The organism is Amycolatopsis sp. NPDC048633 (assembly GCF_040650695.1).
In the GTDB taxonomy this organism is placed as follows: domain Bacteria; phylum Actinomycetota; class Actinomycetes; order Mycobacteriales; family Pseudonocardiaceae; genus Amycolatopsis.
The window spans coordinates 90951-117759 of record NZ_JBEZHS010000001.1 but is presented as its reverse complement, the minus strand read 5'-3'; the positions used below and the strand labels follow the sequence as shown (position 1 = coordinate 117759).

General features: G+C 70.0%; 32 protein-coding genes and 1 pseudogene. 10 read left to right on the top strand and 23 right to left on the bottom strand.

Annotated features, from left to right (window positions below; all coding sequences use genetic code 11):
• Positions 1-39: 39 nt before the first annotated feature.
• Positions 40-1368: an aspartate aminotransferase family protein gene (locus AB0C38_RS00660; protein ID WP_360664316.1), complete on the bottom strand. Its 1329-nt coding sequence runs from the start codon at positions 1366-1368 to the stop codon at positions 40-42.
• A gap of 87 nt (positions 1369-1455) precedes the next feature.
• Here AB0C38_RS00660 and AB0C38_RS00655 point away from each other — a divergent pair, with 87 nt between their 5' ends.
• Together AB0C38_RS00655 and hypF are read left to right on the top strand one after the other, a co-directional pair.
• Positions 1456-2373 carry a LysR family transcriptional regulator gene (locus AB0C38_RS00655; RefSeq protein WP_360664314.1) on the top strand — a complete coding sequence of 306 codons (918 nt, stop codon included), beginning with the start codon at positions 1456-1458 and terminating at the stop codon, positions 2371-2373.
• A gap of 4 nt (positions 2374-2377) precedes the next feature.
• Positions 2378-4534, top strand: a complete 2157-nt coding sequence (hypF, locus tag AB0C38_RS00650; RefSeq protein WP_360664311.1) for a carbamoyltransferase HypF — start codon at positions 2378-2380, stop codon at positions 4532-4534.
• Here hypF and hypB read toward each other — a convergent pair.
• The 16 genes and pseudogenes from hypB to AB0C38_RS00570 all read right to left on the bottom strand — a co-directional run bounded on the left by hypB (position 4491) and on the right by AB0C38_RS00570 (position 16992).
• On the bottom strand, positions 4491-5186 hold the full coding sequence (gene hypB / locus AB0C38_RS00645) for a hydrogenase nickel incorporation protein HypB (protein ID WP_360664308.1): 696 nt from the start codon (positions 5184-5186) through the stop codon (positions 4491-4493). The two genes, hypF and hypB, sit on opposite strands and share 44 nt — an antisense overlap.
• Before the next feature lies 1 nt (position 5187).
• Positions 5188-5516: pseudogene (locus tag AB0C38_RS00640) on the bottom strand (hydrogenase maturation nickel metallochaperone HypA).
• A complete protein-coding gene (gene hypE, locus AB0C38_RS00635; protein ID WP_360664305.1) occupies positions 5517-6593 on the bottom strand; it encodes a hydrogenase expression/formation protein HypE in 1077 nt (358 codons plus the stop codon). It lies immediately after the preceding pseudogene.
• Complete coding sequence (hypD, locus tag AB0C38_RS00630) at positions 6590-7717, bottom strand: hydrogenase formation protein HypD (protein ID WP_360664302.1); 1128 nt, start codon at positions 7715-7717, stop codon at positions 6590-6592. The genes hypE and hypD overlap by 4 nt, the downstream gene beginning before the upstream one ends.
• Before the next feature lie 8 nt (positions 7718-7725).
• Positions 7726-7998: a HypC/HybG/HupF family hydrogenase formation chaperone gene (locus tag AB0C38_RS00625; protein ID WP_284744512.1), complete on the bottom strand. Its 273-nt coding sequence runs from the start codon at positions 7996-7998 to the stop codon at positions 7726-7728.
• A gap of 3 nt (positions 7999-8001) precedes the next feature.
• On the bottom strand, positions 8002-8499 hold the full coding sequence (locus tag AB0C38_RS00620; protein WP_360664299.1) for a hydrogenase maturation protease: 498 nt from the start codon (positions 8497-8499) through the stop codon (positions 8002-8004).
• Positions 8496-9656, bottom strand: a complete 1161-nt coding sequence (locus AB0C38_RS00615; RefSeq protein ID WP_360664296.1) for a hypothetical protein — start codon at positions 9654-9656, stop codon at positions 8496-8498. Before AB0C38_RS00615 ends, AB0C38_RS00620 begins: the two co-directional genes overlap by 4 nt.
• Entirely contained in the window at positions 9653-10282 is a 630-nt protein-coding gene (locus AB0C38_RS00610) for a DUF6084 family protein (protein WP_360664293.1), read from the bottom strand. The genes AB0C38_RS00615 and AB0C38_RS00610 overlap by 4 nt, the downstream gene beginning before the upstream one ends.
• Positions 10275-10892: a DUF5947 family protein gene (locus AB0C38_RS00605; protein ID WP_360664290.1), complete on the bottom strand. Its 618-nt coding sequence runs from the start codon at positions 10890-10892 to the stop codon at positions 10275-10277. The genes AB0C38_RS00610 and AB0C38_RS00605 overlap by 8 nt, the downstream gene beginning before the upstream one ends.
• Positions 10889-11416: a NifU family protein gene (locus AB0C38_RS00600; protein WP_360664287.1), complete on the bottom strand. Its 528-nt coding sequence runs from the start codon at positions 11414-11416 to the stop codon at positions 10889-10891. The genes AB0C38_RS00605 and AB0C38_RS00600 overlap by 4 nt, the downstream gene beginning before the upstream one ends.
• On the bottom strand, positions 11416-13200 hold the full coding sequence (locus AB0C38_RS00595; RefSeq protein ID WP_360664284.1) for a nickel-dependent hydrogenase large subunit: 1785 nt from the start codon (positions 13198-13200) through the stop codon (positions 11416-11418). Before AB0C38_RS00595 ends, AB0C38_RS00600 begins: the two co-directional genes overlap by 1 nt.
• A 13-nt stretch (positions 13201-13213) precedes the next feature.
• The gene (locus tag AB0C38_RS00590; protein WP_360664281.1) at positions 13214-14269 is read right to left on the bottom strand and encodes a hydrogenase expression protein HypE; all 1056 of its coding nucleotides are present in this window, start codon (positions 14267-14269) and stop codon (positions 13214-13216) included.
• Complete coding sequence (locus AB0C38_RS00585) at positions 14266-14955, bottom strand: SIS domain-containing protein (RefSeq protein ID WP_360664278.1); 690 nt, start codon at positions 14953-14955, stop codon at positions 14266-14268. Before AB0C38_RS00585 ends, AB0C38_RS00590 begins: the two co-directional genes overlap by 4 nt.
• Positions 14956-14974: 19 nt before the next feature.
• Positions 14975-15160, bottom strand: a complete 186-nt coding sequence (locus tag AB0C38_RS00580) for a HypC/HybG/HupF family hydrogenase formation chaperone (RefSeq protein WP_360667397.1) — start codon at positions 15158-15160, stop codon at positions 14975-14977.
• Between the two features lie 47 nt (positions 15161-15207).
• Positions 15208-15828, bottom strand: coding sequence for an SIS domain-containing protein (locus AB0C38_RS00575; protein ID WP_360664275.1), 621 nt, complete (start codon positions 15826-15828; stop codon positions 15208-15210).
• A gap of 120 nt (positions 15829-15948) precedes the next feature.
• The gene (locus tag AB0C38_RS00570; RefSeq protein ID WP_360664272.1) at positions 15949-16992 is read right to left on the bottom strand and encodes a tetratricopeptide repeat protein; all 1044 of its coding nucleotides are present in this window, start codon (positions 16990-16992) and stop codon (positions 15949-15951) included.
• Between the two features lie 178 nt (positions 16993-17170).
• Here AB0C38_RS00570 and AB0C38_RS00565 point away from each other — a divergent pair, with 178 nt between their 5' ends.
• The 3 genes from AB0C38_RS00565 (at position 17171) to AB0C38_RS00555 (ending at position 19580) form a co-directional block, all read left to right on the top strand.
• A complete protein-coding gene (locus AB0C38_RS00565) occupies positions 17171-17851 on the top strand; it encodes an HNH endonuclease family protein (protein WP_360664269.1) in 681 nt (226 codons plus the stop codon).
• 10 nt (positions 17852-17861) lie between these two features.
• Entirely contained in the window at positions 17862-18500 is a 639-nt protein-coding gene (locus AB0C38_RS00560; RefSeq protein ID WP_360664266.1) for an alpha/beta hydrolase, read from the top strand.
• A gap of 330 nt (positions 18501-18830) precedes the next feature.
• Positions 18831-19580 (top strand): 3D domain-containing protein, encoded by a 750-nt coding sequence (locus AB0C38_RS00555; RefSeq protein WP_360664263.1) that lies wholly within the window; start codon positions 18831-18833, stop codon positions 19578-19580.
• A gap of 85 nt (positions 19581-19665) precedes the next feature.
• Here AB0C38_RS00555 and AB0C38_RS00550 read toward each other — a convergent pair whose 3' ends face one another.
• Together AB0C38_RS00550 and AB0C38_RS00545 are read right to left on the bottom strand one after the other, a co-directional pair.
• A complete protein-coding gene (locus tag AB0C38_RS00550) occupies positions 19666-20304 on the bottom strand; it encodes a nitroreductase family protein (protein ID WP_360664260.1) in 639 nt (212 codons plus the stop codon).
• An 18-nt stretch (positions 20305-20322) separates the two neighbouring features.
• Positions 20323-21297 (bottom strand): aldo/keto reductase, encoded by a 975-nt coding sequence (locus tag AB0C38_RS00545; RefSeq protein WP_360664257.1) that lies wholly within the window; start codon positions 21295-21297, stop codon positions 20323-20325.
• Between the two features lie 41 nt (positions 21298-21338).
• Here AB0C38_RS00545 and AB0C38_RS00540 point away from each other — a divergent pair, with 41 nt between their 5' ends.
• Entirely contained in the window at positions 21339-21827 is a 489-nt protein-coding gene (locus tag AB0C38_RS00540) for a MarR family transcriptional regulator (RefSeq protein ID WP_360664254.1), read from the top strand.
• On the opposite strand, the gene AB0C38_RS00535 is transcribed toward AB0C38_RS00540, so the two are convergent.
• The 3 genes from AB0C38_RS00535 to AB0C38_RS00525 all read right to left on the bottom strand — a co-directional run bounded on the left by AB0C38_RS00535 (position 21828) and on the right by AB0C38_RS00525 (position 23499).
• Complete coding sequence (locus AB0C38_RS00535) at positions 21828-22244, bottom strand: ATP-binding protein (RefSeq protein ID WP_360664251.1); 417 nt, start codon at positions 22242-22244, stop codon at positions 21828-21830.
• Positions 22245-22306: 62 nt separating this feature from the next.
• Entirely contained in the window at positions 22307-23086 is a 780-nt protein-coding gene (locus AB0C38_RS00530) for a SigB/SigF/SigG family RNA polymerase sigma factor (protein ID WP_360664249.1), read from the bottom strand.
• Positions 23083-23499, bottom strand: coding sequence for an anti-sigma factor (locus AB0C38_RS00525; RefSeq protein WP_360664246.1), 417 nt, complete (start codon positions 23497-23499; stop codon positions 23083-23085). Before AB0C38_RS00525 ends, AB0C38_RS00530 begins: the two co-directional genes overlap by 4 nt.
• Positions 23500-23661: 162 nt before the next feature.
• On the opposite strand from AB0C38_RS00525, the gene AB0C38_RS00520 reads away from it, so the two are divergent.
• From AB0C38_RS00520 to AB0C38_RS00510, 3 genes are all read left to right on the top strand, one after another.
• Positions 23662-23970 (top strand): WhiB family transcriptional regulator, encoded by a 309-nt coding sequence (locus AB0C38_RS00520; RefSeq protein ID WP_360664243.1) that lies wholly within the window; start codon positions 23662-23664, stop codon positions 23968-23970.
• Positions 23971-24176: 206 nt separating this feature from the next.
• Positions 24177-24530, top strand: coding sequence for an STAS domain-containing protein (locus AB0C38_RS00515; protein ID WP_086862300.1), 354 nt, complete (start codon positions 24177-24179; stop codon positions 24528-24530).
• A 59-nt stretch (positions 24531-24589) separates the two neighbouring features.
• On the top strand, positions 24590-25378 hold the full coding sequence (locus tag AB0C38_RS00510; RefSeq protein ID WP_360664239.1) for a metal-dependent hydrolase: 789 nt from the start codon (positions 24590-24592) through the stop codon (positions 25376-25378).
• Here AB0C38_RS00510 and AB0C38_RS00505 read toward each other — a convergent pair.
• Positions 25341-26102, bottom strand: a complete 762-nt coding sequence (locus tag AB0C38_RS00505; protein WP_360664236.1) for a nuclear transport factor 2 family protein — start codon at positions 26100-26102, stop codon at positions 25341-25343. The two genes, AB0C38_RS00510 and AB0C38_RS00505, sit on opposite strands and share 38 nt — an antisense overlap.
• Positions 26103-26199: 97 nt before the next feature.
• Here AB0C38_RS00505 and AB0C38_RS00500 point away from each other — a divergent pair, with 97 nt between their 5' ends.
• Entirely contained in the window at positions 26200-26745 is a 546-nt protein-coding gene (locus AB0C38_RS00500) for a TetR/AcrR family transcriptional regulator (protein WP_360664233.1), read from the top strand.
• Positions 26746-26809 lie beyond the last annotated feature (64 nt).

Below are 26809 nucleotides of genomic sequence, written 5' to 3'. Positions count from 1 at the left end.
CTTGCCGGCTCCCCGGGCCGGCAAGGAGGCCTTTCGCGTTCAGAGCGTCTTGACGGCGTCGCCGATGGCCTCGTCCAGGATCGACAGGCCGAGCGAAATCTCCTCTTCGGACGCCGTCAGCGGCGGCGCGATCCGGAACACCCCGCCCATTCCGGGCAGCTGCACGATGTTCATGTGCAGCCCGAGCTCGAGGCAGCGCGCCGTGACGCGGGCGCCCAGCTCGTCCGAACTGCGCTTGGTTTCGCGGTCGACGACCAGTTCCAGCCCGGCCAGCAGACCGCGGCCGCGGATGTCGCCGACGACCTCGTGCCGGTGGGCGATGCGCTCCAGGCCGTGGCGCAGCAACGAGCCCAGCTGCAGCGCGCGCTCGTCGAGGTGGTCGCGGGTCAGCACGTCCAGGACGGTGTTGCCGACCGCCGCCGGAAGCGGGTCCGCGACGTGCGTGGTGAAGAACAGGAACCCGCGCTCGTGCGCCTCCTGCTCGATTTCGGCGCTGGTCAGCACCGCGGCGAGGGGCAGGCCGGCGCCGAGCGTCTTCGACAGCGTCAGGATGTCCGGGACGACGCCGTCGCGCTCGAACGCGTACCAGATCCCGGTGCGGCAGAGCCCCGTCTGGGCCTCGTCGACGATCAGCAGCATGCCGCGTTCACGGCACTTCTCCTGCAACGCGGCGAAGTAGCCGGCCGGCGGTTCGATGATGCCGCCGGAGCTGAGGATCGGCTCGACGATGCACGCGGCCAGGCTGCCGACCGACTGCGCGTCGATCATCTCGAAGCCGAAGTCGAGCTGGCGCCGCCAGTCGAGGCGGCCGTCCGCGTCGGTGAAGTCCGGCCGGTACGCGTTGGGCGCCGGGATGGCGAAGTTGCCGGGCGCGGCGGGCCCGTACCCGCGACGGCCGGCGCTGTACGTCGCGCTCGCCGCGGCCTGCGTCATGCCGTGCCACGACCGGGCGAACGAGACGATCTCGTGCTTGCCGGTGACGAGCTTCGCCATGCGGAGGGCGGCTTCGTTGGACTCCGCGCCGGTGGTCAGCAGCAGCGCCTTCTCCAGCGGCGCCGGGAGCGTCTCGGCGAGGCGCCGCGCGAGGTCGACGACCGGGCGGCTCAGCATGCCGCTGAACAGGTGGTCGAGCTTCGCGGCCTGCCGCCGGACGGTGTCGACGATCTCCGGGTGCGAATGCCCGAGGATCGCGCTCATCTGGCCGGAGGTGAAGTCGAGGATGCGGCGGCCGTCTTCGGTGAAGACGAAGCTGCCTTCGGCGTGGTCGATGATCTCGTGGGTGAACGCGCCGCCGTAGCGCACCAGGTGCTTGTCGGCGTCGGCCCAGAAGACGTCTGCGGAGGTGGTCTCGGAAGTCGGAGCAGCCATGCCTTCGACGGTAAGTCCGGTCCGAGCGACACGTCCAGCTCACAATTCCGGCTGTCCTGTTCGGATTTTCCGTACAAGAATGGGCCGATGTTGAACCCGTGGCGCCTGCGGCTGCTGAGCCGGCTCGACACGCTGGGGACGGTCCGCGCGGTGGCGCAGGACGCGAACCTGAGCGCGTCGAGCGTGTCGCAGCAGCTGGCCGTGCTCGAAGCGGAAACCCGCACCCAGCTGCTGGAACGCACGGGTCGGAGAGTCCGCCTGACCCCGGCGGGGCTGATGCTGGCGCGGCGCGCGCGGGCGATCCTCGACCACATGGACACGGTCGAGGCGGAGCTGCGCAGCCTCGGCGACGAGCCGGTCGGCCAGGTCCGGCTCGGGGCGTTCCAGAGCGCGATCCACACGATGGCGGTCCCGGCGGTGACGCGGCTCGCGGGTGCGTACCCGCACCTGGAGGTCGAGCTGATCGAGCTGGAGCCGCACGAGAGCATCCCGGCCCTGCGCGGCGGCGACGCGGACGTGATCATCACGACGACCGACTTCGTGCAGCTGCCGCTGGGCCCGGACCTCGACATCGTCCCGCTGGCGACGGACCCGATCGTGCTGGTGACGTCCGCGGAGGGCCCCCGCGGCCCGGCGGACTTGTCGGCGTACGCGGACTCGCCGTGGGCGCTGGACACGCCGCAGTCGTACATGGCGAACCTGACGCTGCGCCTGTGCCGCGAGTCGGGTTTCGAACCGCGGGTGGTGTGCCGGTTCAGCAACTACCTAATGACGTTGCAGCACGTCGAGGCCGGGTTGTCGATCGCGCTGCTGCCAGGGCTGGCGGTGGACCGCCGCTATCGAGTGGCGACGCGCGAGCTGGCCTCCCCGGTGACCCGCACGATCGCGGCGGTGGTGCGAAGGGGAACGCCGTTGCGCGCAGGGGTGAACGTGGTTTTGGACGCCTTGCGGCAGCCGCCGGACCTTCCGGCACTGGCCCCGTGGGTCGACGAGAGCGCAGACTGACCGGGTGCGGGTGGCGGTCAGGGTCGCCGGGGTGGTGCAGGGCGTCGGGTTCCGGCCCTTCGTTCACGCTCTCGCGCTCCGGCTTGGCCTCGCCGGGTTCGTCGGGAACGACGTGCACGGCGTCTTCGTCGAGGCCGAAGGCACTCCGCAACAGATCGAAGCCTTTTCCGCAGCACTGAGGGACCAGGCACCACCGCTGGCCGTCGTCGACCACATCGAGATCCGCGAAACCCCCGCGACCGGGGACACCGGGTTCGTCATCGTCGCCAGCCCGGCCGGCGGGACCGCCGACACGCTGATCTCCGCCGATCCCGCCACCTGCGACGACTGCCTGCGCGAGCTGCGCGACCCCGCCGACCGGCGGTTCCGGTACCCGTTCGTCAACTGCACGAACTGCGGCCCGCGGTTCACCATCGTCCAGGGCGTGCCCTACGACCGGCCGCTCACCACCATGGCCGCCTTCGCGATGTGCGCCGAGTGCAAACAGGAATACGAGGACCCGGCCGACCGGCGGTTCCACGCCCAGCCCGTCTGCTGCCCTGCCTGCGGGCCCACCCTGCGGTTCGAGCCCGGTGGCGGTGACCCGATCCACGCAGCCGCGGAGGCCATCAAGCGAGGCACGATCGTCGCCGTCAAGGGGCTCGGCGGTTACCACCTCGCCGTCGGGGCAAGGCACGAAGAAGCGGCCAAGAACCTGCGAACCAGGAAACACCGTGAGGACAAGCCTTTTGCCGTCATGGTCGCCGACCTCCAGCAGGCCCGGGAACTCGCCGAGGTCGGCGAAGCGGCTGAAGAAGCACTGACCAGCCGACGACGGCCGATCGTGCTGCTGGCGAAAACGGGACACCTCGCGGCCGCCGTCGCGCCCGGGAACCGGCGGATCGGGCTGATGCTGCCCTACACCCCGCTGCACCACTTGCTGCTGGAGCACACCGGGCCGATCGTCCTGACCAGCGCGAACGTCTCCGACGAGCCGATCGTGTACCGCGACGAAGACCTCGGACGCCTGAAGGACATCGCCGACGCGTTCCTCGTCCACGACCGGCCGATCCACGTCCGGACCGACGACTCCGTCGTGCGCATCGTCGGGAAGAAACCCCAGCTCCAACGGCGTTCGCGCGGCTACGCGCCCGAGCCCCTCAGCATCAAGAAAACGACGACGCACCTCCTCGGCTGCGGCGCCGAACTCAAGAACACCTTCTGCCTGGCCAAGGGCCGCCACGCGTTCGTCTCGCACCACATCGGCGACCTCGAGAACTACGAGACGCTCAAGTCCTTCACCGAGGGCATCGCCCACTTCGAACGCCTCTTCGCCGTCGATCCCGTGCTGGTCGCGCACGACCTGCACCCCGAGTACCTGTCGACGAAGTACGCCCTCGACCGCGAGGACGTCGAGCTGCTCGGCGTCCAGCACCACCACGCCCACATCGCCGCGTGCCTGGCGGACAACGGCGAGGACGGCCCGGTCCTCGGCGTCGCCTTCGACGGCACCGGCTTCGGCCCCGACGGCACCATCTGGGGCGGCGAGTTCCTCCTCGCCGATCTCACGAGCTACCAGCGACTGAGCCACCTGAGGCCGGTCGCCATGCCCGGCGGCGTCATGGCCATCCGGCAGCCGTGGCGGATGGCGGCGTCCTATGTGGACGAACTCGGGCGGCCGGCGCGCGAAGACGTCGTCAAGCTCAAGCGCAGCGGCATCAACTCACCCCTGACGTCCAGTGCCGGACGCCTTTTCGACGCGGCCGCCGCGCTGCTCGGCGTCCGGGACACCATCACCTACGAGGGCCAGGCCGCCATCGAGCTGGAACAGCTGGCCGATCTCACCGAGAAGTCCGCCTACCGGGCCCGCGTCGACGACGTCGTCCACGGCGAGGACCTCATCGCCGCCCTCCTGGACGACCCCGGCAGCACGGCGAAGAGGGCCGCGCGGTTCCACAACGGGGTCGCCGACGCGATCGCCCGGACCTGCGACCGGTTCCGCGACCACAGCACCACGGTCGCGCTGTCCGGCGGGGTCTTCCAGAACGTCCTGCTGCTCGACCGGACGATCGAACAGCTGGCACAAAAGGGCTTCCGTGTCCTGACCCACCGGAACGTGCCGGCCAACGACGGCGGGATCAGCTTCGGACAGGTTGCCGTAGCCAGTCGTACCAGTCGCTGAGCCCGTCGCCGCGCGTCGCGCTGATCGGCAAGATCTGTGCCGACGGGTTCACGCGCCGGGTGTCCCGCTCGAACTCGGCGACGTCGAAGTCGACGTACGGCAGCAGGTCGACCTTGTTCAGCAGCACGAGGTCCGTCGCGGCGAACATGTGCGGGTACTTCAGCGGCTTCCCGGGCCCCTCGGTGACCGACAGGATCACGACCCGCGCGGCCTCGCCGAGGTCGAACAACGCCGGGCAGACCAGGTTGCCGACGTTCTCGATGAACAGCTTCGAACCGGGCGAAGGCGCCAGCGAATGCAACGCCCGGTGCAGCATCGACGCGTCGAGGTGGCAGCCGGCGCCGGTGTTGATCTGCACCACCGGCGCGCCCGTCGCCTTGATCCGCTCGGCGTCGAGCAGCGTCTCCTGGTCGCCCTCGACCACCGCGCACGGCGTGTCCAAGACCCGGATCGTCCGCTCCAGCAGCGTCGTCTTCCCGGCGCCGGGCGAGCTCATCAGGTTGATCGCGAAGACGTCCGACGCGCGCAGGTGCGCGCGGTTGTGCGACGCGAGTTCGTCGTTCTTCGCCAGGATGTCCTGCTCCATGACCACCGTGTGCGTGTGGTCGGTGATCCGGACCGCCGAGTCGGAGCAGCCGCAGGTGTCGCACATGTCAACCGACCTCCACCGAGGTGATGCGCAGTTCGCGCCCCGCGAGCACCGAAACGTCGGCGCTGCCGCAGGGGCACAGCAGGATGAAGTCGTCGAGGGTGAACTCCTCGCCGCAGTCGCGGCAGCGCGCCCGCCCGGACGGCTCGGCGATGTCCAGCCGGGCACCTTCCAGCGACGTCCCCGTGCAGAGGACGTCGAAGCAGAACCGGACGCTGTCCGGCACCACGCCGGACAGCCGCCCGATCTCCAGCCGCACACCCGTCACCGTCGCGTGCCCAGCTTGGCGACGATCGCGTCGACGACCGACTGCGTGACCGCCATTTCGTGCATTCAGCAGATCCTCGGCAGCGGGTCCCCGACCAGCAGGTCCACGATCCGGGTGCCGCCGAACGCGGTGTTCAGCAGCACGATCCCCGGCGGGTCGTCGGCGATCCGCCCGATCACCGCGGCCTCCGCGCCCAGTGGATGCCCGCGCAACGCCGTCAGAGCGGCGTCGACCTGCGAGCCGTCCACGACGACCACGATCCGGCCTTCGCACGCCACGTACAGCGGATCGATGCCGAGCAGCTCGGACGCGCCGCGGACCTCCTCCCGCACCGGGACGGCCTTCTCGTCGACGACCACGGCGACCTCCGCGGCCTTCGCGATCTCGTTGAGGATCGTCGCGACGCCGCCGCGGGTCGCGTCCCGCATCGCGCGCACGCCGGGCACCGCGGCCAGCAGCCCGGCGACGAGGTCGTGCACCGGCGCGGTGTCGGACTCCAGGTCGGCGTCGATGTCGAGCTCGCCGCGGGCCAGCATGATCGTGACGCCGTGGTCGCCGATCGGCCCGGAGACGAGGACGGCGTCTCCGGGCCTCACGGTGGCGACGCCGAGCCCGGTGCGCGTGAGCACCCCGACCCCGGCGGTGTTGATGTAGACCCCGTCGGCCTTGCCGCGCTGCACGACCTTCGTGTCGCCGGTGACGATCTGGACGTCGGCTTCCGAGGCGGCCTTCTTCATCGAGTCGACGATCTTCAGCAGGTCCTCGACCGGAAAGCCTTCTTCGAGGATGAACCCGGCGGTCAGGTACAGCGGCCGCGCGCCCGAGACGGCGAGGTCGTTCACCGTGCCGTTGACCGCCAGGTCGCCGATGTTCCCGCCGGGGAAGAACAGCGGCGAGACGACGTAGGAGTCGGTGGTCAGCGCCAGCCGGGCGTCGCCGATGGTCAGTGACGCCGAGTCTTCCAGCGGCTCGAGCAGCGGGTTGCGGAACGCGTCGAGGAACACCGCCTCGATCAGCGTGTGCGTCGACTTGCCGCCCGCGCCGTGCGACAGCGTGATGCGCTCTTCACGCACCTTCGCGCGTCGCCGCCGGGCCCGCTCGATGCGGTCGAGGACCTGCTGCTCGCGTTCCGTGGTCGTCATGCGCGGCTCGCCTCCCGGACGCGCTGACGGCTGAACCTGCCGAAGTTGTAGTACGCCGCGCAGGCGCCTTCGGGGGAGACCATGCACGTCCCGATCGGCGTCTCCGGGGTGCACGCGGTGCCGAACACCTTGCACTCCCACGGCTTCAGCACGCCCTTGAGCACCTCGCCGCACTGGCACGCCTTCGGGTCCGCGACGCGCAGGCCGGGGATCTCGAAGATCCGTTCGGCGTCGAAGGCGGCGTACTTCTCGCGGACGGCCATCGCCGAGTGCGTGATGAACCCGAGGCCGCGCCACTCGAAGTACGGCCGCAGCTCCATCACCTCGTTGATCGCCTTCAACGCCACGATGTTGCCGTTCCACGGCACGACCCGGGAGTACTGGTTCTCCACCTCGGAGCGCTTCTCGGAGAGCTGGACCATCAGCAGGTAGATCGACTGCAGGATGTCGAGGGGCTCGAACCCGGCGACCACGACGGGCTTGCCGTAGTCGCGGGCGATGAACTCGTACGGCCGGCAGCCGATCACCGTGGACACGTGCCCCGGGCCGATGAAGCCGTCGAGCCGCAGGTCGGGGGAGTCGAGGATGGCCTTGATCGCCGGGATGATCGTGACGTGGTTGCCGAACACCGAGAAGTTCTCGATGCCTTCGGCGGCCGCCCGCAGCAGCGTCATCGCGGTGGACGGCGTCGTCGTCTCGAACCCGATGGCCATGAACACGACGCGCAGGTCCGGGTTCTGCCGCGCGATCTTCAGCGAGTCGAGCGGCGAGTAGACCATCCGGATGTTGGTGCCCTCGGCGTTGGAGTCGAAGAAGTTCCCGCCGGAGCCGGGCACGCGCATCATGTCGCCGAACGACGTCATGAGCACGCCGGGCTGCCGGGCGATGTGGATGGCGTCGTCGATGCGGCCCATCGGGATCACGCACACCGGGCAGCCCGGCCCGTGCACCAGCGTGATGCTCTCGGGCAGGTAGTCCTCGAGGCCGTGCTTGTAGATGGTGTGCGTGTGCCCGCCGCAGACCTCCATGAACTTGTAGTGGCGGCCCGGCTCGCACAGCGACGTGATCTTCGCGGACAGCGCCCGCGCCTTCTCCGCGTCGCGGAACTCGTCGACGAATCGCATGACGACTCCTAATCGATCTGGGATTCGAGCAGTGCGGCCATCTCGTCCTCGTACGCCTTGCCGATGCTTTCGAGGAAGTCCAGCGCGGCTGCCGCTTCCGCTTCGTCTATTTTGGACAGTGCGAAGCCGACGTGGATGAGGATCCACTCGCCGGGCTTCGGCGGGTCGTCTTCGAGCAGGCCGATGTTGATGAGCCGCTTGACCCCGCTGACCGAGACCTTCGCGAGGTCCGGCCGGTCTTCGCTGATCTCGATGATCTCGCCGGGTATGCCGAGGCACATGGCTCAGACCTCCGTCTTCTCCTTGACCGGCAGCTCGGGGCTGGTGCCCCAGGCGAGTTCGGTGACGGCGCGGACCGCGGCCGGGATGGCCGCGGTCACTTCGGGCGACAGCCCGATCCCTTCGTCGAGGCACGCCGGTTCGCAGCCGACGATCAGCACCCGGCCGGCGTCCCCGCCCAGCAGCCCGAGCAGCCGGAACACCGCTTCGGGCTGCATGCCGTGTGCGTCGATCGAGGCCGAGGCGGCCAGGTCGCCGGTGTCCGCCTCGATGAGCGAAAGCGTCCCGGGCGGCCGGCCGTGCGGGGTCGCGTCGAGCAGGATCGTCGTGTCGTAGCCGCCCATCAGGTCGTAGGCGAGGTGCATGCCGGCGATGCCGTAGTCGGCGATCTGCACCCACTCCGGCAGCTCGGTGCCTTCGAGCTCCTTGATCACCTCGACGCCGAAGCCGTCGTCGCTCAGGAAGATGTTGCCGATGCCGGCGACCAGGACTCGTGGCCTCATTCCGCGACCTCCAGGGGTTCGATCTCTTCGGGCGAGAAGTACCGGAACCGGCCGTGCGTGGTCTGCAGGTCGGCGGCCGGATCGGCGTCCACGGTGACCGCGACGTACGTGACACCGTCCACATCGGACAGCACGTTCCGCACCGTGGCGGTGAGCCCGGCGAGGAACATGTCCTGGGCGTCGGTGCCGCGCAGGCTGGGCCGCAGCCGCACCTTCGACCCGGCGGTGACGTCGACGCCGGCGACGGTCACCGTCTCGGACTCGGGCTCGCCGGTGACCGACCGCAGGTACCGCACGGTCCCGTGCAGGCGGTCGAGCAGTTCGGGCGGCATCGCGTCGACGCGGTCGACGATGGCCGCCGCGCGCGGGTCGGTGGCCCGGGCCTCGCGCTTCTCCTCGTCGGTCAGCGTCATCGTGCGCAGCGTCAGGATCTCGTCGATTTCGGTGCCGTCGAAGAGGTCCCCGGGGCTTTCCTCGGCGATCGACGGGTTGTCGTAGAGGATGATCGGCGACGCGAGCATGACCGTGCTGCGGGAAGTGTCACCGATCAGGACCGGCCAGAGCCGTTCCTGCCGGCAGGCTTCGACCGCGGGTTTCGCCCACTCCGGCGGGTCCAGCATGGACAGGAAGTGCCCGGTGTCGACGCTGAGCACGAGGTGAGCGGCCAGCAGCGAATGCCGGAGAGCGTGCTCGCGGACGCCGTCGGAGTGCCACGACGTCGTGTTGTGCACCTCGACGCGCAGCCGGGCGCCGCCGAACGGCCCGTCGAGCGGGTCGACGCGCGCGGTCAGGACGCCGGACAGCGGGTGGGTCCGTTCTTCGCCGGGCACGTGGAACTCCGTCTCGGCCGGGAGTTCCGAAAGCGGCAGCTCGAAGTCGGTCTCGTGCTCGACGGCTTCGTCCCACGTGAGCCGCGTCCGCGTCTGCAGGAACCGCACCTTGACGTGCAGGATCGTGTGGGCCAGCGGTTCGAGGACGCATTCGACGCGGGCCGACGCGTGCTCGCCGATCTCGGCCGACGCGTACGACGGCGGCACCAGCACGCCCCACTGCCAGCGCACCTTGTTCTTCCCCGCGGAAGCCCGGTACGGGTAGAGGAGGTAGCCCTCGTAGAGCACGGCGTCGCCGATGGCGCGGGCCTGGTCTCCGGCGTTCACGGCCCACCGGCCAGCAGCTGTTCGATCGCCGCTTCCCAGGTCGGGATGGCGTTTGCCGCCTTGTACTTGAGCAGCGCGTCCACGGTCTCGCGCGGCAGCTTGATCCACGCGACGTTCGGGAAGTACCGGGCCATCAGCTCGTCCCAGACGGCCACCGGCATCCGGCACTCGGCCTGCGTGTGCCACGGCACCTGCTCCACCCAGAACCCCGGCCCGCCCTTGCCGAACACGGTCCCGCTGAACAGCAGCACCATCGGCACGACACCCTCGGACAGCGCGTGGAAGTACTTGCCGGCCGCGACTTCGAGGTCGTAGGTGCACGGCACCTCGGCGTCGATCTCGGTGGCGCCGGTGAAGCCGGGCACCGCCACCGAAACCGTCGTGAACTGGAACGGCTTGAGCGTGTCGCCCCACCGGGACCGGTCGCCGAAGAGGTGCGTGAGCAGCTCCGACTCGTCGTCGGAGTACCGGCGCCGCTGCGGCTCGATGCGGATCTGGACGCGCAGCACCATCGCGTGGACGGGCTGCCCGGTCAGCTCCGAGATCCGCAGCTTGAACGCCAGCGTCGGCGAAGCGGCGTACTTCAGCGGCCGGACGTCGATGCAGTCGAAGGTCAGCTCAGTCATCGGTCACGACCTCGCTGCGCTCGCGCAGGCGCGCGAAGAACCCGTCGATCGCCTCGTGCGCCTCAGTACCGCCGTCGAAGCCGCGCCACGTCGTCCGGACGAGCCCGACCAGCTCGTAGCAGACGTCGATCGGCACCAGGAAGCACTCGAAGCCCAGGTCGAGCTTGTTGAGCAGCAAGGCTTCGACGTCGTCGGCGACGTCGGCGAACGCCGGGGTGCCGGCCAGCAGCTCGTCCCAGGTGCCGAGCGGCAGGAGCGACTCGGTCGCCCCCGCCGGGCTCGGGTAGAACGCGACGGTCCGGTCCTGCACCGAGTTGCGGAACAGGAACGCCGTCTTCACCGGGATCCCGGCCGTCTCCCAGAGCGCCGTCCCCGGCCCGAACCGCGGGGCGTGCCGGAAGCGGTCCGGCACCGCGCGGTGCCGCTTCCCGCCCGCCCCGCGGTGGGTGAAGAGCAGGTAGCAGCCCCGGCAGGTGCACATGATCGTCCGGGATTCGAGGTCGATGACGTGCCCGTGCTCCGCGCCGATCGGTTCCGCGCACATCTCGCACTTCTCGCCCGGCGCGGCGCGCGGGGCGGGGGTGCGGAACCTGCGCAGGCCGCCCGTCACGAGATCTCCACGGGACACGGCACCAGCGGCAGCAGCGGCCGGCCACCGGGCCCGGTCTCTTCCGGCACGACGCCTTCGACGACGACGTCGGAGATCTCCGGCGCCGCTTCCCGGACCACCCGCTCGATGGCGTACTTCGCGGTGACCGTCGAGGACGGACAGCCGTCGCAGGTGCCCTGCAGCCGCAGCCGCAGGACACCGTCGTCGATCCCGACGAGCTCGACGTCGCCGGCGTGCGAACCCAGGTACGGCCGGACCTTGTCGAGCGCTTCGGTGACCCGCTCGTGCGTCGACCTCGGGTGCAGGTCGTGCAGCACGAGCAGGCCGCGGACGTGGTCGTCCTCGGCGAGGCGGTCCAGCAGCGGCCGGTCCGCGTCGCCGACGACGTCCACGATCCGGGCCAGGCCGGCGCCGTAGAACTCGAGCAGCGTGTGGACGAGGTCCTCGGCGAGCTCGGCGTCGGCGCCGCCGAACTCGCCCAGCAGCTGCTCGATGCGTTCGCCGACCCGGTCGACCTCCGTCATCAGACGATCTCCCCGCCGAACGCGTGCGGGGTGTGCAGCCGCTCGATCACCTTGCCCTTGCCGGTGTACATGTGGACGCCGCAGGGCAGGCACGGGTCGAAGCTGCGGACCGCGCGCATGATGTCGATGCCCTTGAAGTTCTCCTGCGTGTTCTCCTCGAAGATCGGCGTGTTCTGCACGGCGTCCTCGTACGGCCCCGGCGTGCCGAAGCTGTCGCGCACGCTGCCGTTCCACGGCGTCGGCGGGTACGGGTGGTAGTTCGCGATCTTGCCGCCCTTGATCACCATGTGGTGCGAGAGCACGCCTCGCACCGCTTCGGTGAACCCGCAGCTCACGCCCTCGTCGGGGACCTTGAACGGCTCCCACGTCTTGGTATTGCCCTTGCGGACCTCACCCAGCGCCTGCTCGGCGAAGTGCAGGGCCATCGCCGCCGAGTACGCCTGGAAGTACGTCCGGGCGCGGTTGCGCTCGAGCGCGTTGCTCCACTGCGGGATCTTCCACTCGTAGGCGACCTCGGGTTTGGTCGCCGTGCGCGGCAGGGTGATCGTCACGCTGTGTCCGGTCGACTTGACGTACGGCGTGTCGACGAGCCCGGCGAGCGCCGTCACCCACAGCCGCGCGATGGGGCCGCCGCCGGTGTCGAGGGCCAGGTGGTCCTTGCCGTCGAACCACCGCGGCGACATCGTCCACGAGTACTTGCTGTCGAAGTCACGTTTCTGCGGCCGCGGGATGGTGTGCTGGTTCCACGGGTGGCGCTGGTCGACCGGGTTGCCCAGCGGGTCCTGCGTGACGAACATCGGCTGGTCGGCCCAGTCCTCGTAGAACGAGCTGCCGAGCAGGATCCGGATGCCGAGGTTGATGTCGAGCAGGCTGGTGGTGACGAGCTTGCCGTCGACGACGATGCCCGGCGTCACGTACATCTTCCGGCCCCAGGACTCCATGTTCTCGTAGCTGAAGTCGCAGTACTCCGGGTTGTTCAGGCTGCCCCAGCAGCCGAGCAGGACGCGCCGCCGCCCGACCTCTTCGTAGCCGGGCAGGGCTTCGTAGAAGAAGTCGAACAGGTCGTCGTGCATCGGCAGGCAGCGCTTCATGAACTCGACGTAGCGCATCAGCCGGGTCAGGTAGTCGGTGAACAGCTGCACGGTGGCGACCGTGCCGACGCCGCCCGGGTACAACGTGGACGGGTGGACGTGCCGGCCCTCCATCAGGCAGAACATCTCGCGCGTGCTCCGGGAAACCTGCAGCGCTTCCCGGTAGAACTCGCCTTCCAGCGGGTTCAGCGAGCGCATGATGTCGCCGATGGTCTTGTACCCGTGGTCGCCCGCGTGCGGGGATTCGGTGCGGTTGGCCAGCTCCAGGACGCCGGGGTTGGTCTCGCGGACCATCCGCTCGCAGTAGTCGACCCCGACCAGGTTCTCCTGGAAGATGTTGTGGTCGAACATGTACTCGGCGGCCTCGCCGAGGTTGAGGATCCACTCGCCCAGGTGCGGCGGGCGGACGCCGTAGGCCATGTTCTGCGCGTAGACCGAACACGTCGCGTGGTTGTCACCGCAGATCCCGCAGATCCGGCTGGTGATGAAGTGCGCGTCGCGCGGGTCCTTGCCCTTCATGAAGATGCTGTAGCCGCGGAAGACCGACGACGTGCTGTGGCACTCGACGACCCGTTTAGCCGCCCAGTCGATCTTCGTGTAGATCCCGAGGCTGCCGACGATCCGCGTGATCGGGTCCCACGCCATCTCGACGAGGTCGGTCCGCCCCTTGGTGCTGACGCCCTTGTCCGTCATCTTCCGATCCCTTTCAGCGCCAGGAGGACTTGTAGCCGGTGCCGAGCTTCTTGCCCGTGTGGCGCCACTTGGGCTCCTTGTCGAGCTTGCGTTCGGTGATCTTCCGCAGCCGGCGGATCACCGACCCGTACGCGCCGCTGGCCAGCGACGACACGTGCGCGCCCGGCGGCTCGTCCATGAACGGCATGAACTTGTCCGGGAAGCCCGGCATGGTGCAGCCGATGCAGATCCCGCCGACGTTCGGGCAGCCGCCGACGCCGTTGATCCAGCCGCGCTTGGGCACGTTGCACTTCACGACCGGGCCCCAGCAGCCCAGCTTCACCAGGCACTTCGGGGAGCCGTACTCGGTGGCGAACTGACCCTGTTCGTAGTAGCCGCCGCGGTCGCAGCCCTCGTGCACGGTCGCGCCGAAGAGCCACTGCGGCCGCAGCTGGTCGTCGAGCGGGATCATCGGCGCCTGGCCGGCGGCCTGGTAGAGCAGGTAGACGATGGTCTCGGACAGGTTGTCCGGGTGGGTCGGGCAGCCGGGCACGCAGACGATCGGGATGCCGGCGCCGGACTTCCAGTCCCAGCCCAGGTAGTCGGGCACGCCCATGGCACCGGTCGGGTTGCCCTCCATCGCGTGGATGCCGCCGTAGGTGGCACAGGTGCCGACGGCCAGCACCGCCAATGCCTTGGGGGTCAAGCGGTCCAGCCACTCGCTCGTCGTCATCGGCTGGCCGGTCTCGGGGTTGTTCCCGAAGCCGCACCAGTAGCCCTCTTCCTTGATCGCCTCGTTCGGGATCGAGCCCTCGACGACCAGCACGAACGGCTCCAGCTCGCCGCGGTCGGCCTTGTAGAACCACTCGATGAACGTGTCGGCCCCCTTGTCGGGGCCGCATTCGAAGTCGATCAACGGCCAGTGGACCGCGATCTTGGGCAAGCCGGGCAAAGCGCCGAGGACGATTTCCTCGATGCTCGGTTGCGTGGCGGCCGTCAGCGCGACGGAGTCGCCGTCGCAGGACAGGCCGGCGTTGATCCAGAGGATGTGGATGGGCTGTTCTTCGGTTTGCTCTGCGGCATGAGTCACGGCGTTTCAACCCCGAAGTCGTCGAGCGCGCCGAGGGTCAGCTCCCACAGCGCGTGGTAGAGGGTCGTCTGGGCTTCCTGGATGCGGTGCACGGAAGGTGACGGGACGACGAAGAGGTGGTCGATGCTGTCCAGCTCGGCCATCTTCCCGCCGTCGTAGCCGGCGATGCCGACGGTCACCATGCCGCGCCGGGCGGCTTCGTCGAAGGCGCGCACCAGGTTCGCGGAGTTCCCGCTGGTGGACAGGCCCACCGCGATGTCGCCGGCGCGCCCGAAAGCGCCGATCTGCCGGGCGAACACGACGTCGAACCCGATGTCGTTCGAAAGCGCGGTCACCACCGCGATGTCGTTCGTCAGCCCGAAGGCGGGCAACGGCTTCGCGTCACCGGCCGGACTGAGGAACAGGCTGGCGAGGTCCTGCGCGTCGGTCGAGCTCCCACCGTTGCCGAAGGCGAGCAGCCGGCCGCCGGCGGCGAACGCGCGCGCCACGTCCTGCGCGCACGCGAACAACCGGTCGCGGTCGGCCGCGAGCACCTCGCCGCGCAGGGCGACGATCTCGCGCACCTTGTCCACAGTGGAGTGTTCGACCTGATCGAGGACGGCGCCGACGTCACTGGAACCCGCGTAGAGGAACGGGTACAGCGCTTCGAGACCGTCCGCGCCCACGGGGGTTTGTTCCCGCGTCATGGCGCGTCAACTCCCTCGGCTAGGGATTCTCCAGACGAGCGATGGCTTCACCGGCGTGCACCAGGATTCGGTCGCCGACGCCGGCCGTGACCAGCGCGACGCTCACCTCTTCCCGGCCCGAGCCGGTATCCACGACTGCGAACCCGAGGTCCAGGAGTTCGACTACGGTCACTTCGACCGCGGTGTCGGAGCAGGTGATGCACACCCCGTCGTGGCAGACGGGGCCGACTTCTCTGTCGGCGTCACGGGCGCTCACGACGCCACCTCCGGGGTCAGCAGGCCGGGTTGCTCGAAGAAGACGTGCACCAGCTCCCACAGCACGTGGTAGGTGGTCACGTGGACCTCCTTGACGATCCGGGGGTCGTCCGAGCGGGCGATGAATACGTGGTCCAGCCCAGTAGTCGCGGCGATCGCGCCGCCGTTACGACCGGTCAGCGCGACGGTGAGCATCCCGAGGTCGCGGGCCGTTTCGAGCGCACGGCGGACGTTGGCGCACTCGCCGTCGGTCGAGATGCCCAGCGCGATGTCGGCCGGTTCGCCGATGATCCGCAGCTGGTGGGCGAAGACGTCTTCGAGGCCGACGCGGTTGGCGACGCCGGTGACCGTCGCGACGTCGGCGGTCAGCGAGAGCGCCGGCAGCGCGCGCTTGCCGACGATCACGGGATGGACGAACTCCACCGCGACGTGCTGGGCGTCGGTGCTGGGGCCGCCGTTGCCGAACACCACGAGCTTGCCGCCGCGGTGGAAGCGGCGGGCCATGCCGTGGCACGCCTGGGCGACCGTCCTGGCGTCTTCGGCCAGGGCGAGCACGGGTGCCTTGCGGCGTTCGAAAAGGGCGTCGACGGAGTCCGGGTGATTCGGTGACCACGACATCGCGGCACTTCCTCGGGGAGCTGCTCGGTGGTGGGAGCCCATTCAGGCTAGAGCTGTGAGTTGGATCACACAAGAGATCGAACGTGGTCTCTGCTCCGCCAACTGGGTCAGATCAGCCGCTCAGACGTGGTGCTCGCGGTCCTCCTGGACGTGCTCCGCCCGGGCGAGCCACTGTTCGGCCTCCTGGCCGGACCCGCGCGAGCGCAGCATCCGGGCCAGGCTGAGCATGCCCTGGACGTCGCCCGTCTCGGCGGCGCGGCGGAACCACCGCTCGGCGTCCGCGAGGTCGTCCCGGTGCTCGGCGAGGTGCCCGAGGTTGGTGAGCGCGGGGACGCTGCCGTGCTCGGCGGCCTTGCGGTACCAGGCGGCGGCCTCGCCTTCGTCGCCGCGGTTGCGGGCGAGCACGCCGAGGTTGGTCATCGCCGCCGGGTCGCCGCGCTCGGCGGCGTCGAGGTACCAGTTCTCGGCCTCTTCGAGGTCGCCGCGGCGGTGCAGCAGCAGCCCGAGCCGGACGATCGCCTCGACGTGCCCGCCGGTCGCGCCCTGGCGGTACCACGACTCGGCGTCGCCGGGCCGGCCGAGCCGTTCGGCCTGCCTGCCCAGCTGGCAGGTGGCCGCGAGGTCGCCGGCCTGCACGGCCGAGCGCCACCAGCGGGCGGCTTCGGCGGCCTGACCACGGTCGCGGAGCACGATGCCCAGGTCGATCATCGCGCCGGTGATCCCGGCGTCGGCGGCCTGCCGCAGCCACGACTCGGCCTCTTCGGTCCGGTGCTGCTCGCGCAGCATGTGCCCGAGCGCGGCGATCGAGGGCAGGTCGCCGGTGCGGGCCGCCTCGCCGTACCAGTGCTGGGCGTCTTCGCGCTTGCCGCGCCGCTCGTAGGACCGGGCGAGGTTCAGCATGCCGTGCGGATCGCCGGCCAGGGCGGCCTCGTGGTACCAGCGCTCGGCTTCGTCCGGCACGCCGCGTTCGGCGAGCAGGTGGGCGAGCGAAGTCATCGAGACGCGGTCGCCGCCCATGGCGGCCTGCCGGAACCACGTCTCGGCCTCGGCGAGGTCCCCGCGCTCCCGCATCGCCGAGCCCATGCGGGCCATCGCGACGACGTTGCCGCCCTCGGCGGCTTTGCGCTGGAAGAACTCGTCGAACTTCTTGAGCCGGCCGGGCATCGGCTGCTCCCTCCGGATGGGTCCTGCTCCGGTAGTCGCAGTTGAGGGGCTCGGTGTGACACCTCTGCCATGGGTGGGCGAGATCACATTCGCGCCAGGTCGTCGTGTCGGCGCGGTTTTCCCAGGCCGGCAGGGGTGAGACTACGCCGCGCTCAGGTGAACTCGAGAGGAGAATTTGGTGGCGGCCCGCGGTTTTCGGCTCAGCGTGACCCAACGATCTCTGCTGGTAGTCGCGATCCTGGCGGTCGCCCTCTTCGGGTACTGGGCGACCAGCAGAAGCTCCGGTGCGACCCCGCCGCCGTCGTCGTCCCCGGCACCGGTTCCGGCCACCGCCGCCGACGTGCAGAAGCAGCTCGGCGAGCTGAAGGTCGCCGCGCGGACGTCCATGGACGGCTACTCGCGCGAGAAGTTCCCGCACTGGGACAGCCAGGGGTCAGGGTGTGACACCCGCGAAGTCGTGCTGAAGCGCGCCGGCGCGGACGTGAAGACGGACAAGGACTGCAAGGCGACGGCCGGGAGCTGGAAGAGCGTCTACGACGACGAGACCTGGACCAAGGCGACCGACCTCGACATCGACCACATGGTCCCGCTCGGGCAGGCCTGGGCCAGCGGCGCCAAGGCGTGGACGACCGAGAAGCGCGAGCAGTTCGCCAACGACCTCACCCGCCCGCAGCTGTTCGCCGTCACCGACAACCTCAACCAGCAGAAGAGCGACAAGGCGCCCGACCAGTGGAAACCGCCGCTCGTCGCGTTCTGGTGCACCTACGCGACCGACTGGATCGTGGTGAAGCACTACTACGGGCTGACCGTCACCGAAGGGGAGAAGACGGCCTTGACGGACATGCTGCGGCGCTGCTGAGCTGGCCGGCATGACGACCTTCGCGCTGATCCACGGGGGAGGCGGCAGCGGGTGGGACTTCCACCGGCTCGGCCCCGAACTGGTCGCCCGCGGCCACGACTTCGTCGCGCCGGACCTGCCGATCACGGACAAGACGGCGGGGCTGGACGCATTCGCGGAGACGGTCCTGGCCGCACTGGGCGACGCCTCGGACGTCGCCGTCGTCGGCCACTCGTACGGCGGGTTCACGGCACCGCTGGTCGCGGCGAAGGTGCGGGCGCGGGTGCTGGTGTACCTGGCCGGGATGATCCCGGCACCGGGGGAGCAGCCGGGTCAGTGGTGGGGCAACACGGGTTTCGCGGCGCCATCGGGCTTGAGCGACATCGAGACGTACTTCAACGGGGTCCCGTTGCCGCTGGCCGAGGAAGGCATGGCGCACGGGCGCGACCAGGTGAGCAAGGAGTGGGACGAGCCGTGGCCGCTGCCGGCCCACCCGGACGTCCCCACCCGGGTCCTGCTGTGCCGCGACGACCGGTTCTTCACCCCGGACTTCCAGCGTCGCGTCGCGCGCGAACGGCTGGGCATCGAGCCCGACGAGGTCGACGGCCCGCACTGCGCACCGCTGAGCCACCCCGCGCAAATCGCCGACCTGCTGGTCAGTTACCTCTGAAGCCGTGAGGGGCACCTTCAGGGCTTATATGTCCCTGAAGGTGCCCCCTACGGCTCTTGTGCCCAAGACCCCAGCCGCCGAGATGTTGTGAACGACTCGTTCACCTCGTCCGACGCCCTGAACGACTCTTTCCTGACGTTCGGGCCCCGCGATCCAGCCGTGCCACCCCGACTTCACCGGATACCTCTGAGCCGTTCGGGGTATCGGCCAACTTAAAGGTCTAGACCTATTGACTGTGTGGTCCAGGCCACTTAACGTCGTTTTCGCGGCGAACCCGCACCTCCCCCGCGTCACCTCCACCCCGGTCCCCACCTCGGAGGTCTCCCCGTCATGCGCTTCGCCAGGGTCCTCGGGCTGGCGGCCCTCACCGCCGGCAGCCTCCTCGTCGCTCCCGCCGCACCCGCGTCGGCCGCCGCTTTGCCCGCCTGCCAGCACTTCTACCAGGGCACCATCCCCGACCGCCCGGTCACCGGCGGCCACGGTCCCGGCACACTCACCGGCGCCGTGAACGTGAGCAACCGCCTGCCCGCGCCCGGCTCGGTAGCCGGCGGCCTGGGCTCCGACGGCAAGGTCACCTTCACCTTCGCCCGCGTCTCCGGTGCGAGGGCCTACCGCGCGTTCCGCAACGGCCAGGCCCTCCAGTGGATCAGCGACTGGGGCCAGCCGACGCTCACCGTCACCGACGCGAGCCCCTGCCAGAACGCGAACTACCAGCTCTACGCGATGACCGCCGAGGACAACTCGCCCGGCTCGCTCGGCCAGATCTCCACCGCGTACCGCCTCGACAGCGGCAACCGGCTCGCCACCTACCGCATCCCGGCCGGCACCACGCTGAACTACCGCGTCACGTCCTACAACGACGTCGCCCAGACGGCGCTCGGCTACAGCGCCGGCTCGGGCTTCTGCGCGGTCGACGCCCGGATCATCCCGTGGGGCACCAGGTTCTCCGTGCCGGGCTACGGCGAGTGCTACGCCGCGGACATCGGCAGCTGGATCAAGGACGACATCGTCGACATCTGGCTGCCCGGCTCGCAGGCCGACGCCTGGGGCATCCAGCGGCTCACCCTGACCGTGCGCTGACGACGCACGAGCACCGGACGGCCGCAAGGCCGTGACGGCCTCCTTGCCGACGTCCCCCTACGCCCCGGCAAGGAGGCCTCATGGCTCACCAGCGGTCGAGGTGCAGCACCTCTTCCAGGGGCTGGCGCGCCGCCGGCTTGAACGTGTCGCCCGTGTAGAACGCCGTCGGGATCAGCGCCGCCTGGTGGACGTTCTTCGGCAGCCCCAGCACCTCCGCCGCCTCCTGCTCGTACTTCAGGTGCAGCGTCGTCCACGCCGTTCCCAGCGTCACCGAGCGGGCCGCCAGCATGTAGCTCCACACCGCCGGCAGCAGCGACGCCCACATCCCCGCCTGGTTGCCGGCCGGCAGCTCCGCGGACGCCGTTTCGAGGCACGGCACCACCAGCACCGGGACGTCGCCCATCCGGTCGGCCAGGTACGCGACGCTGTCGCCGACGCGCTTCTGCACCGGGGCCCGCGAAGGGTCGTCCGCGAACTGCTTGCCGGCCGCGCCCGGCGACTCCAGGTACTCGTGGCACGCCCGGCTGTAGATCCGCCCGAGCGCGGCCCGCTGGTCCGCGTCCGTGACGACCAGCCACTGCCACCGCTGGGTGTTGGAACCGCTCGGCGCCTGCAGCGCGACCTGCATGCAGTGTTTCACCAGGTCGAGCGGCACGGGCCGGTCGAAGTCCAGCCGCTTGCGCACGGTCCTGGTGGTCGTCAGGAGCTCTTCGGGCGTCATCATCGGCCTATCATGCCGGGCTTACCAGCGATCGTGCACCAGCGGCCGGATCAGCTCGTCGTACGTCTCGCGAACGCCCGCCAGCGCCTCGGCCGACAACGGCGGCAGCGAAGCCGCCGTGGTGTTCGTGGAAGCCTGCGAAGCGTTGCGCGCGCCCGGGATCACCGTGCTCACGCCCGGCTGGTCGATGATCCACCGCAACGCGAACTGCGCCAGCGTCTGACCCTCCGGAACGAGCCCGCGCAGCCGCTCGACGGCTTCCAGCCCGACCTCGTACGGCACGCCCGAGAACGTCTCGCCGACGTCGAACGCCTCGCCGTGGCGGTTGAAGTTCCGGTGGTCGTTTTCCGCGAACGTCGTCGAAGCCGTGTAGCGCCCGGACAGCAGGCCCGAGGCCAGCGGCACCCGCGCGATGATCCCCGCGCCCGCCTCCGCCGCCGCGGGCAGCACCCGCTCCAGCGGCTTGAGCCGCAGGCAGTTCAGGATGATCTGCACGGAAGCGACGTTCGGCCGCGCCAACGCCGTCAGCGCCTCTTCGCACGTCTCGACACTCACGCCGTACGCCTTGATGCGGCCCTCGGAGACCATTTCGTCCAAGGCGTCGTACACCGCGTCGGACGAATACACCGGCGTCGGCGGGCAGTGCAGCTGGACCAGGTCGAGCGTCTCGACGCCGAGGTTGCGGCGCGAGCGGTCGTTCCACTCGCGGAAGTTCGCGCGGACGTAGTTCTCCGGCACCTGTTCGACCCGGCGGCCCATCTTGGTCGCCACGAACACGTCGCGCTCGGCGCGGAACCGGCCGACCAGCCGCTCGCTGCGCCCGTCGCCGTAGACGTCGGCGGTGTCGAAGAAGGTGACGCCGGCGTCGGCCGCCGCGTGCAGCACCGCCAGGGCGTCCTGTTCGTCGACCTCGCCCCAGTCGGCGCCGAGCTGCCAGCAGCCGAGCCCGACGACGGACACCTCGCGGCCCAGCCGGGTGATCTTCCGGTTCTCCATGCCGCGATCCAAGCACACGGCCCCGCCTATGATCGGCCGTCATGGCCATGACGTCGGGTCCGGACGGACTCGGGACCCGCATGCGGCACGTCCTCGAGATCCTCGAGGGCGACGTCGCGAAGTTCCTCGCCGACATCGGCCTCGACGACTACCGCCCGCGGTACTCGGGGGTGGTGCGGGCGCTGCTCGCGCGCGGCCCGCTTGCCATCCGCGACCTCGCCGCGGAGATGGGCGTGACGCACTCGGCGGCCAGCCAGACCGTCGCGCAGATGAGCCGCACCGGGCTCGTCAGCCTCGAACCGGGTGCGGACGCCCGGCAGCGCATCGTGTCGCTCACCGAGAAAACGCGCGAGCTCCTGCCGCTGATCGAGGCGGAGTGGACGGCGACGACCGAGGCGTCGGAGGCACTGGAAGCGGAGCTGCCGTACCCGCTGCGCGGGGTGCTGGACGCGATCATGGCCGCGCTCGAACGGAAGCCGTTCCGGGAGCGGATCGGGGAGACCGACGCCGCGCGGGAGCTGCTGCCCTGATCAGGCGCCCGGGATGCGGAAGACGGCCCAGACGAACTTGCCACCGGGGCAGCGCTCGAAGCCCCAGTCCTCCGACAGCGCCTGGACCAGGACGAGCCCGCGGCTGCGGGCCTCGGCCGGCGACGGCGCCCGCAGCTCGGGCAGCCGGCTGCCGGTGTCGTGCACCCGCATCTTCAGCAGTCCACCGGCGTACGACAGCTCCAGCCGCTGCGGCCGCTCGCCGTGCTCGAAGGCGTTGGTGACCAGCTCGGACGTCGCCAGCAGGACGTCGTCGAACTGCCTCTCGGTCAGGCCGAACCGCAGCAGGGCGGAGCGGACCTCGTGGCGCGCCCGCGCCGGGGCCGTCACGTCCGCCGGGAGGAACACCGTCAGCTGCTCGGCTCGCGCCGTGCGCTGCGGCATCTTCGACATCGTCATCGGTCCCCCTCCCAGTGAGTTCCGGTACCGTCCGCGAGGTACCCAAGCGGCTGAGCGGCTAATCAGGTGCCGTCGGCGAGCTCGGATTCGTCCAGGCCCGAACGCAGCTTCTTCAAGGTCGCGGCCAGCAACCGCGATACCTGCATCTGGGAGACCCCGACGCGGCGCGCGATGTCCGACTGGCTCATCCCGGACCCGAACCGCAGCGCGACGATCTTGCGCTCCCGCTCCGGCAGGCTGTCCAGCATCGGGCGCAGCGCCTCGCGCAGCTCGGCCTGGCCCAGCTCGGCGTCCGGCGCCCCGAACCGCGTGTGCGCCGCGTTCTCCAGCAGGTGGTCCAGCGACGCGCCGTAGCGGCCCTGACCGGCGCGAAGCCCCTCGTAGACGTCCTCGATCGGGACGCCGAGGCGCGCGGCGATCTCACTGGGCTTCGGCGCCCGCGAGAGCTGCACGGTGAGCTCTTCGCGCGCACCGGAGATGTTCGCGTTCAGCTCCTTGAGCCGCCGCGGCACCCGCACCGACCAGCTGTTGTCCCGGAAGTGGTGCCGCAGCTCCCCGGAGATGGTGGGGACGGCGAAGGCCAGGAAGTCCGTCCCCTGCTCGGGATCGAACCGGTCGACGGCGTGGATGAGCCCGACCGTGGCGATCTGGACCAGGTCCTCCATCGCCTCGTCGCGGTTGCGGAACTTCCGGGCCAGGTTGCGCGCGAGCTCCAGGTGGTTGCGCACCAGGGTGTCCCGGATGCGTTCCCGCTCCGGGGAGCCTGCCGGCAGCGCGGCGAGGCGGGTGAACAGCGCGCCGACGTCGAGGTCGCTCCCGCTGCTCCCGGCGGGATCGCTCACGAGTCCGCCGCCTGGCTCTCCCGGACGAGGTCGACCCGGGACAGGTAGCGGCCGTCCTCGGGGGTCACCGTGCGCTGGGCCGACGTCGCGAGCGCGGTCAGCAGCTGCCACGACAGGCCCGAGTCGTCCTCGTGGTCCGGGGTGTCCGAAAGCACCGACACCGAGACCTCGATGCGCGGCCCGCTCCACGAGAAGATGCAGGTGAGGCGGCCGTCCGAGCTGGCGGGAAGCAGCAGTGAGCAGGCTTCGTCCACCGCCATCCGGAGGTCCTCGACAGCATCGAGGTCGAAGTCCTGGCGCATGGCGATGTCCGCCACGATGGTGCGCAGCGTCGGCACGACGTGCGGGATCGCGGCCGTCCGCACCTCGATGACCTGCGCGCCTTCCGGGACGAGCGGGGCGTTGTCCTCCACGTTTGTTCCTTTCTCCGGCTCGCGCTCCAGGGTTCGGCGGTGTCCTCTTCACGCCCGGTCGCGAGATGCCCGTGGGGTGAGCAAACCAAACCCGGGTTTGATCCGCTCCACCGGCGGGCATGTAGCGATCGACATGCTGATCCTGGGAAAGGCAGGGACGACATGGCTGACGTCAGCCGGCTGCCCAACGTGGTTGCTGAAGAGTGGGAATGGCAGCTTCGCGGCTCGTGCCGTGGCGCGGACAGCAGCCTGTTCTTCCACACGGACAACGAGCGGGGTTCGGCGCGGGAGCGGCGCGAGACGCGGGCCAAGGCCATCTGCCAGACCTGCCCGGTCCTGGCCCAGTGCCGCACGCACGCGATGACGGTACAGGAGCCCTACGGCATCTGGGGTGGCCTCGGCGAGATCGAACGGCGGCAGCTGTTCCTCCGCCAGCGCCGGGCGGCGCGGAAGGTGATGAGTGCGCACTGACCAGGCAGGATTCGATCGCACGTGAGCACTCCGCGCGAAAGGGCGGCGGCCGTGGCGGGCTCGGTCGCTTCCTGGGTTAGGGTTGGCCCCGGAGTTGCCTTGACCGTGCCACCGCGAGCTTTGGGGAAGGCACGGTGACACGGTTGCCGCTTGAAACAACAGGCGCGTACCCGGCGCAGGAGCAGCGCCTGACGAGGAGAAACTGCATGCCCGCAGCCGACCAGAACGCCACCCCGCCCGGGTTCGGCATCACGCTGGACACCGACGCGACGGAGCCCCGGGTGGTGGTCACCGGCGAGCTCGACCTGCTCACCAGTCCGCAGCTGCAGGAGGCCCTGGCGGGGCTGATCGCGGACAAGCGCGCGCAGCGGGTCGTGGCCGATCTGACCGGGGTGACCTTCTTCGATTCCTCCGCGCTGAACGTGGTGCTCCGCGCACAACGCCAGGCCGGCGAGCAGGACGTCGAACTCGAGGTCGTCCCCAGCCCCGCGGTGAGCCGCGTGATCGAGCTCACCGGCGTGGCCGAACACCTGAGCGTGTCGGAAGACCCCCAAGCCTGACCGCCCGCTACGGTTCCGCGGACTGATTTTTGTGCGTGGACCTTGGGGGCAGCACGATGATGGGGCGCACGCATGCCCTGACCGGCTGGTGCGCGGGCTTGGCCCTGGCGCCCGCGGTCGGGGCGGGTTCGGTGCACCAGGCGGTGGTCTTCGCCGCCACGACGGCGGGGTTCGCCCTGCTGCCCGACCTCGACCACCCCGGAGCGAGTGCGTCCCGTCTGCTCGGTTGGCTGACGGGTGCTTTGTCGTGGCTGCTGCGCCGTGTGTCGTCGGCGTTCTACGCGCTGACCAAAGGACCCCGCGACGAGAAGGTGACGGGCAAGCACCGCCACCTGTCCCACACGGTGTTGTTCGCGGCGGGTCTCGGCGCGTTGACGTCCTGGGGTACCGAAGCCGGCGGCCCGTGGGCGGTCGTCGGCGTGGTGATCTTCGGGCTGATGCTGGCGGAAGGCGCCCTGGGCGACTGGTTGCTGCCGGTGAGCGGCGCCGCGGTGGCCTGGTGGTTCTTCACGGCGCCGCCCGACCGGGTGGGCGAGCTGGAGTCCATCACGGGCTGGCTGGGCATCGCGGTGGCAGCGGGGTGCGTGACCCACTGCCTCGGTGACGCGCTCACCGAGGCCGGATGTCCTTTCCTGTTCCCGGTTCCCATCGCCGGCGAGACCTGGTACGAGATCCGCCCACCCCGGGCGTTGCGCTTCAAGACGGGCAAGAAGGTCGAGAAGCGCCTGATCTTCCCGGTGTTCGCGGTGCTCGCGGTCCTGCTGGTGCCGGGGGTGTGGGACTACTCGGTGAGCACGGTCGAGCGCCTGTTCATCCCACCGGCGAGCCAGCAGGCGACAACGCCGTGAACCGCTCCGCCGCCGCGGCGGTGTCGGTGTAGTCGCGGGTGTGCGTGATCAGGCCGTCCTCGACGGTCATGACCATGACGTAGGAAACCGTGAAGGCCGTACCGTTCAGCTCCTGGTGCAGGTCGAACTCCGCGACGAGCACCGCCGGGTCGGCCGTTTCGTGCACGATCACGTTGTCCGCCTTGGTGATCCGGCGGGCCGTGCCCGCGCGGCGGAAGCGGCGGCGCAGCTCTTCGCGGCCCTTCGTCACTCGCGGCACGCCGGGGAGGGTGAAGGGCATTTCGAGGGTGACGTCCTCGGCGTAGAGGTCGGCGAGGTCGTCCCAGCGGTTCTCGACGGAGGCGGCCAGGAAACGGTCGAAGACCTCGCGCGTGCGCAGCGAAGCGAGCGCGAGGTTCGGGTAGTCGCGGTACGCCGTGATCTCTCCGCCTGCCACCGTCACCACCCCGACCGACGACGGGCGGCCGGACACCGCCAGCTCCAGCACGAACCCCGTCTCCGTCACCTCCGCCGCGACCTGGGCTTCCAGCACGCCCAGGGCACGGGCTCGCGCGCCGGCGGCGGTGAGCCGGGACAGGATCGCTTCCCGGCCTTCGACGCGCTGGCCGAGGAACGGCAGTTCGTACACCGCGTCGGCGGCGAAGAGGTCCGCGAACGGCGTGGTGTCCAACGTGGACATCCCCTCGCTGACCATGGCGGCGATTTCGGGCACGGTGCGTGGCATCGGAATTCTCCTGGAAGACTGGACGTTGAATCGGAACGGTGCACCCGCTTACGACGATACGGAGCGTACGTTCCGGTTGTCAACGAGGAGAAGACACATGGAAAAGATGCGCGCGGACGCGCGGCGCAACCGGGCGAAGGTCCTGGCTGCCGCCGAAGAGGCGTTCGCCGCCGACGGGCTCGCGGTGCCGCTCGACGACATCGCGCGCCTGGCCGGAGTCGGCGCGGGGACCGTTTACCGGCATTTCCCCAGCAAGGAGGCGCTTTTCCAGGCCGTCGTCCTCGAACGCATCGAGCAGTTCGCCGAGGAGGCCCGCGGGCTCGCCGCCGCCGAGAATCCCGGCGAAGTCTTCCTCGACTACTTCGTCCGCGTGATCAAACAGGCCTCGCTCAACCGCGCAATCTGCGACGCGCTCGCCGAGTCGGGCGGGCACGCGTTCAAGGCCGGCGCGGGCGACGACTTCCGCGTGGCGCTCGGAGAGCTCCTGCGGCGGGCCCAGGCGGTGGGTGCGGTCCGCAAGGACATCGACGGCGACGACCTGAGGGCACTCATCGTCGGCTGCCTCGCGGTCGAGCGCTACTCGCCGGGCAGCCGTCACCTGGTCCGCATCGTGGTCGACGGGCTGCGAGCCTCATCCAGCTGAGACCACGCTCAACAAAGTTGCGTCAAGCAGACTCAAGTCGCACGGTCTGTAACAACAGCTATGA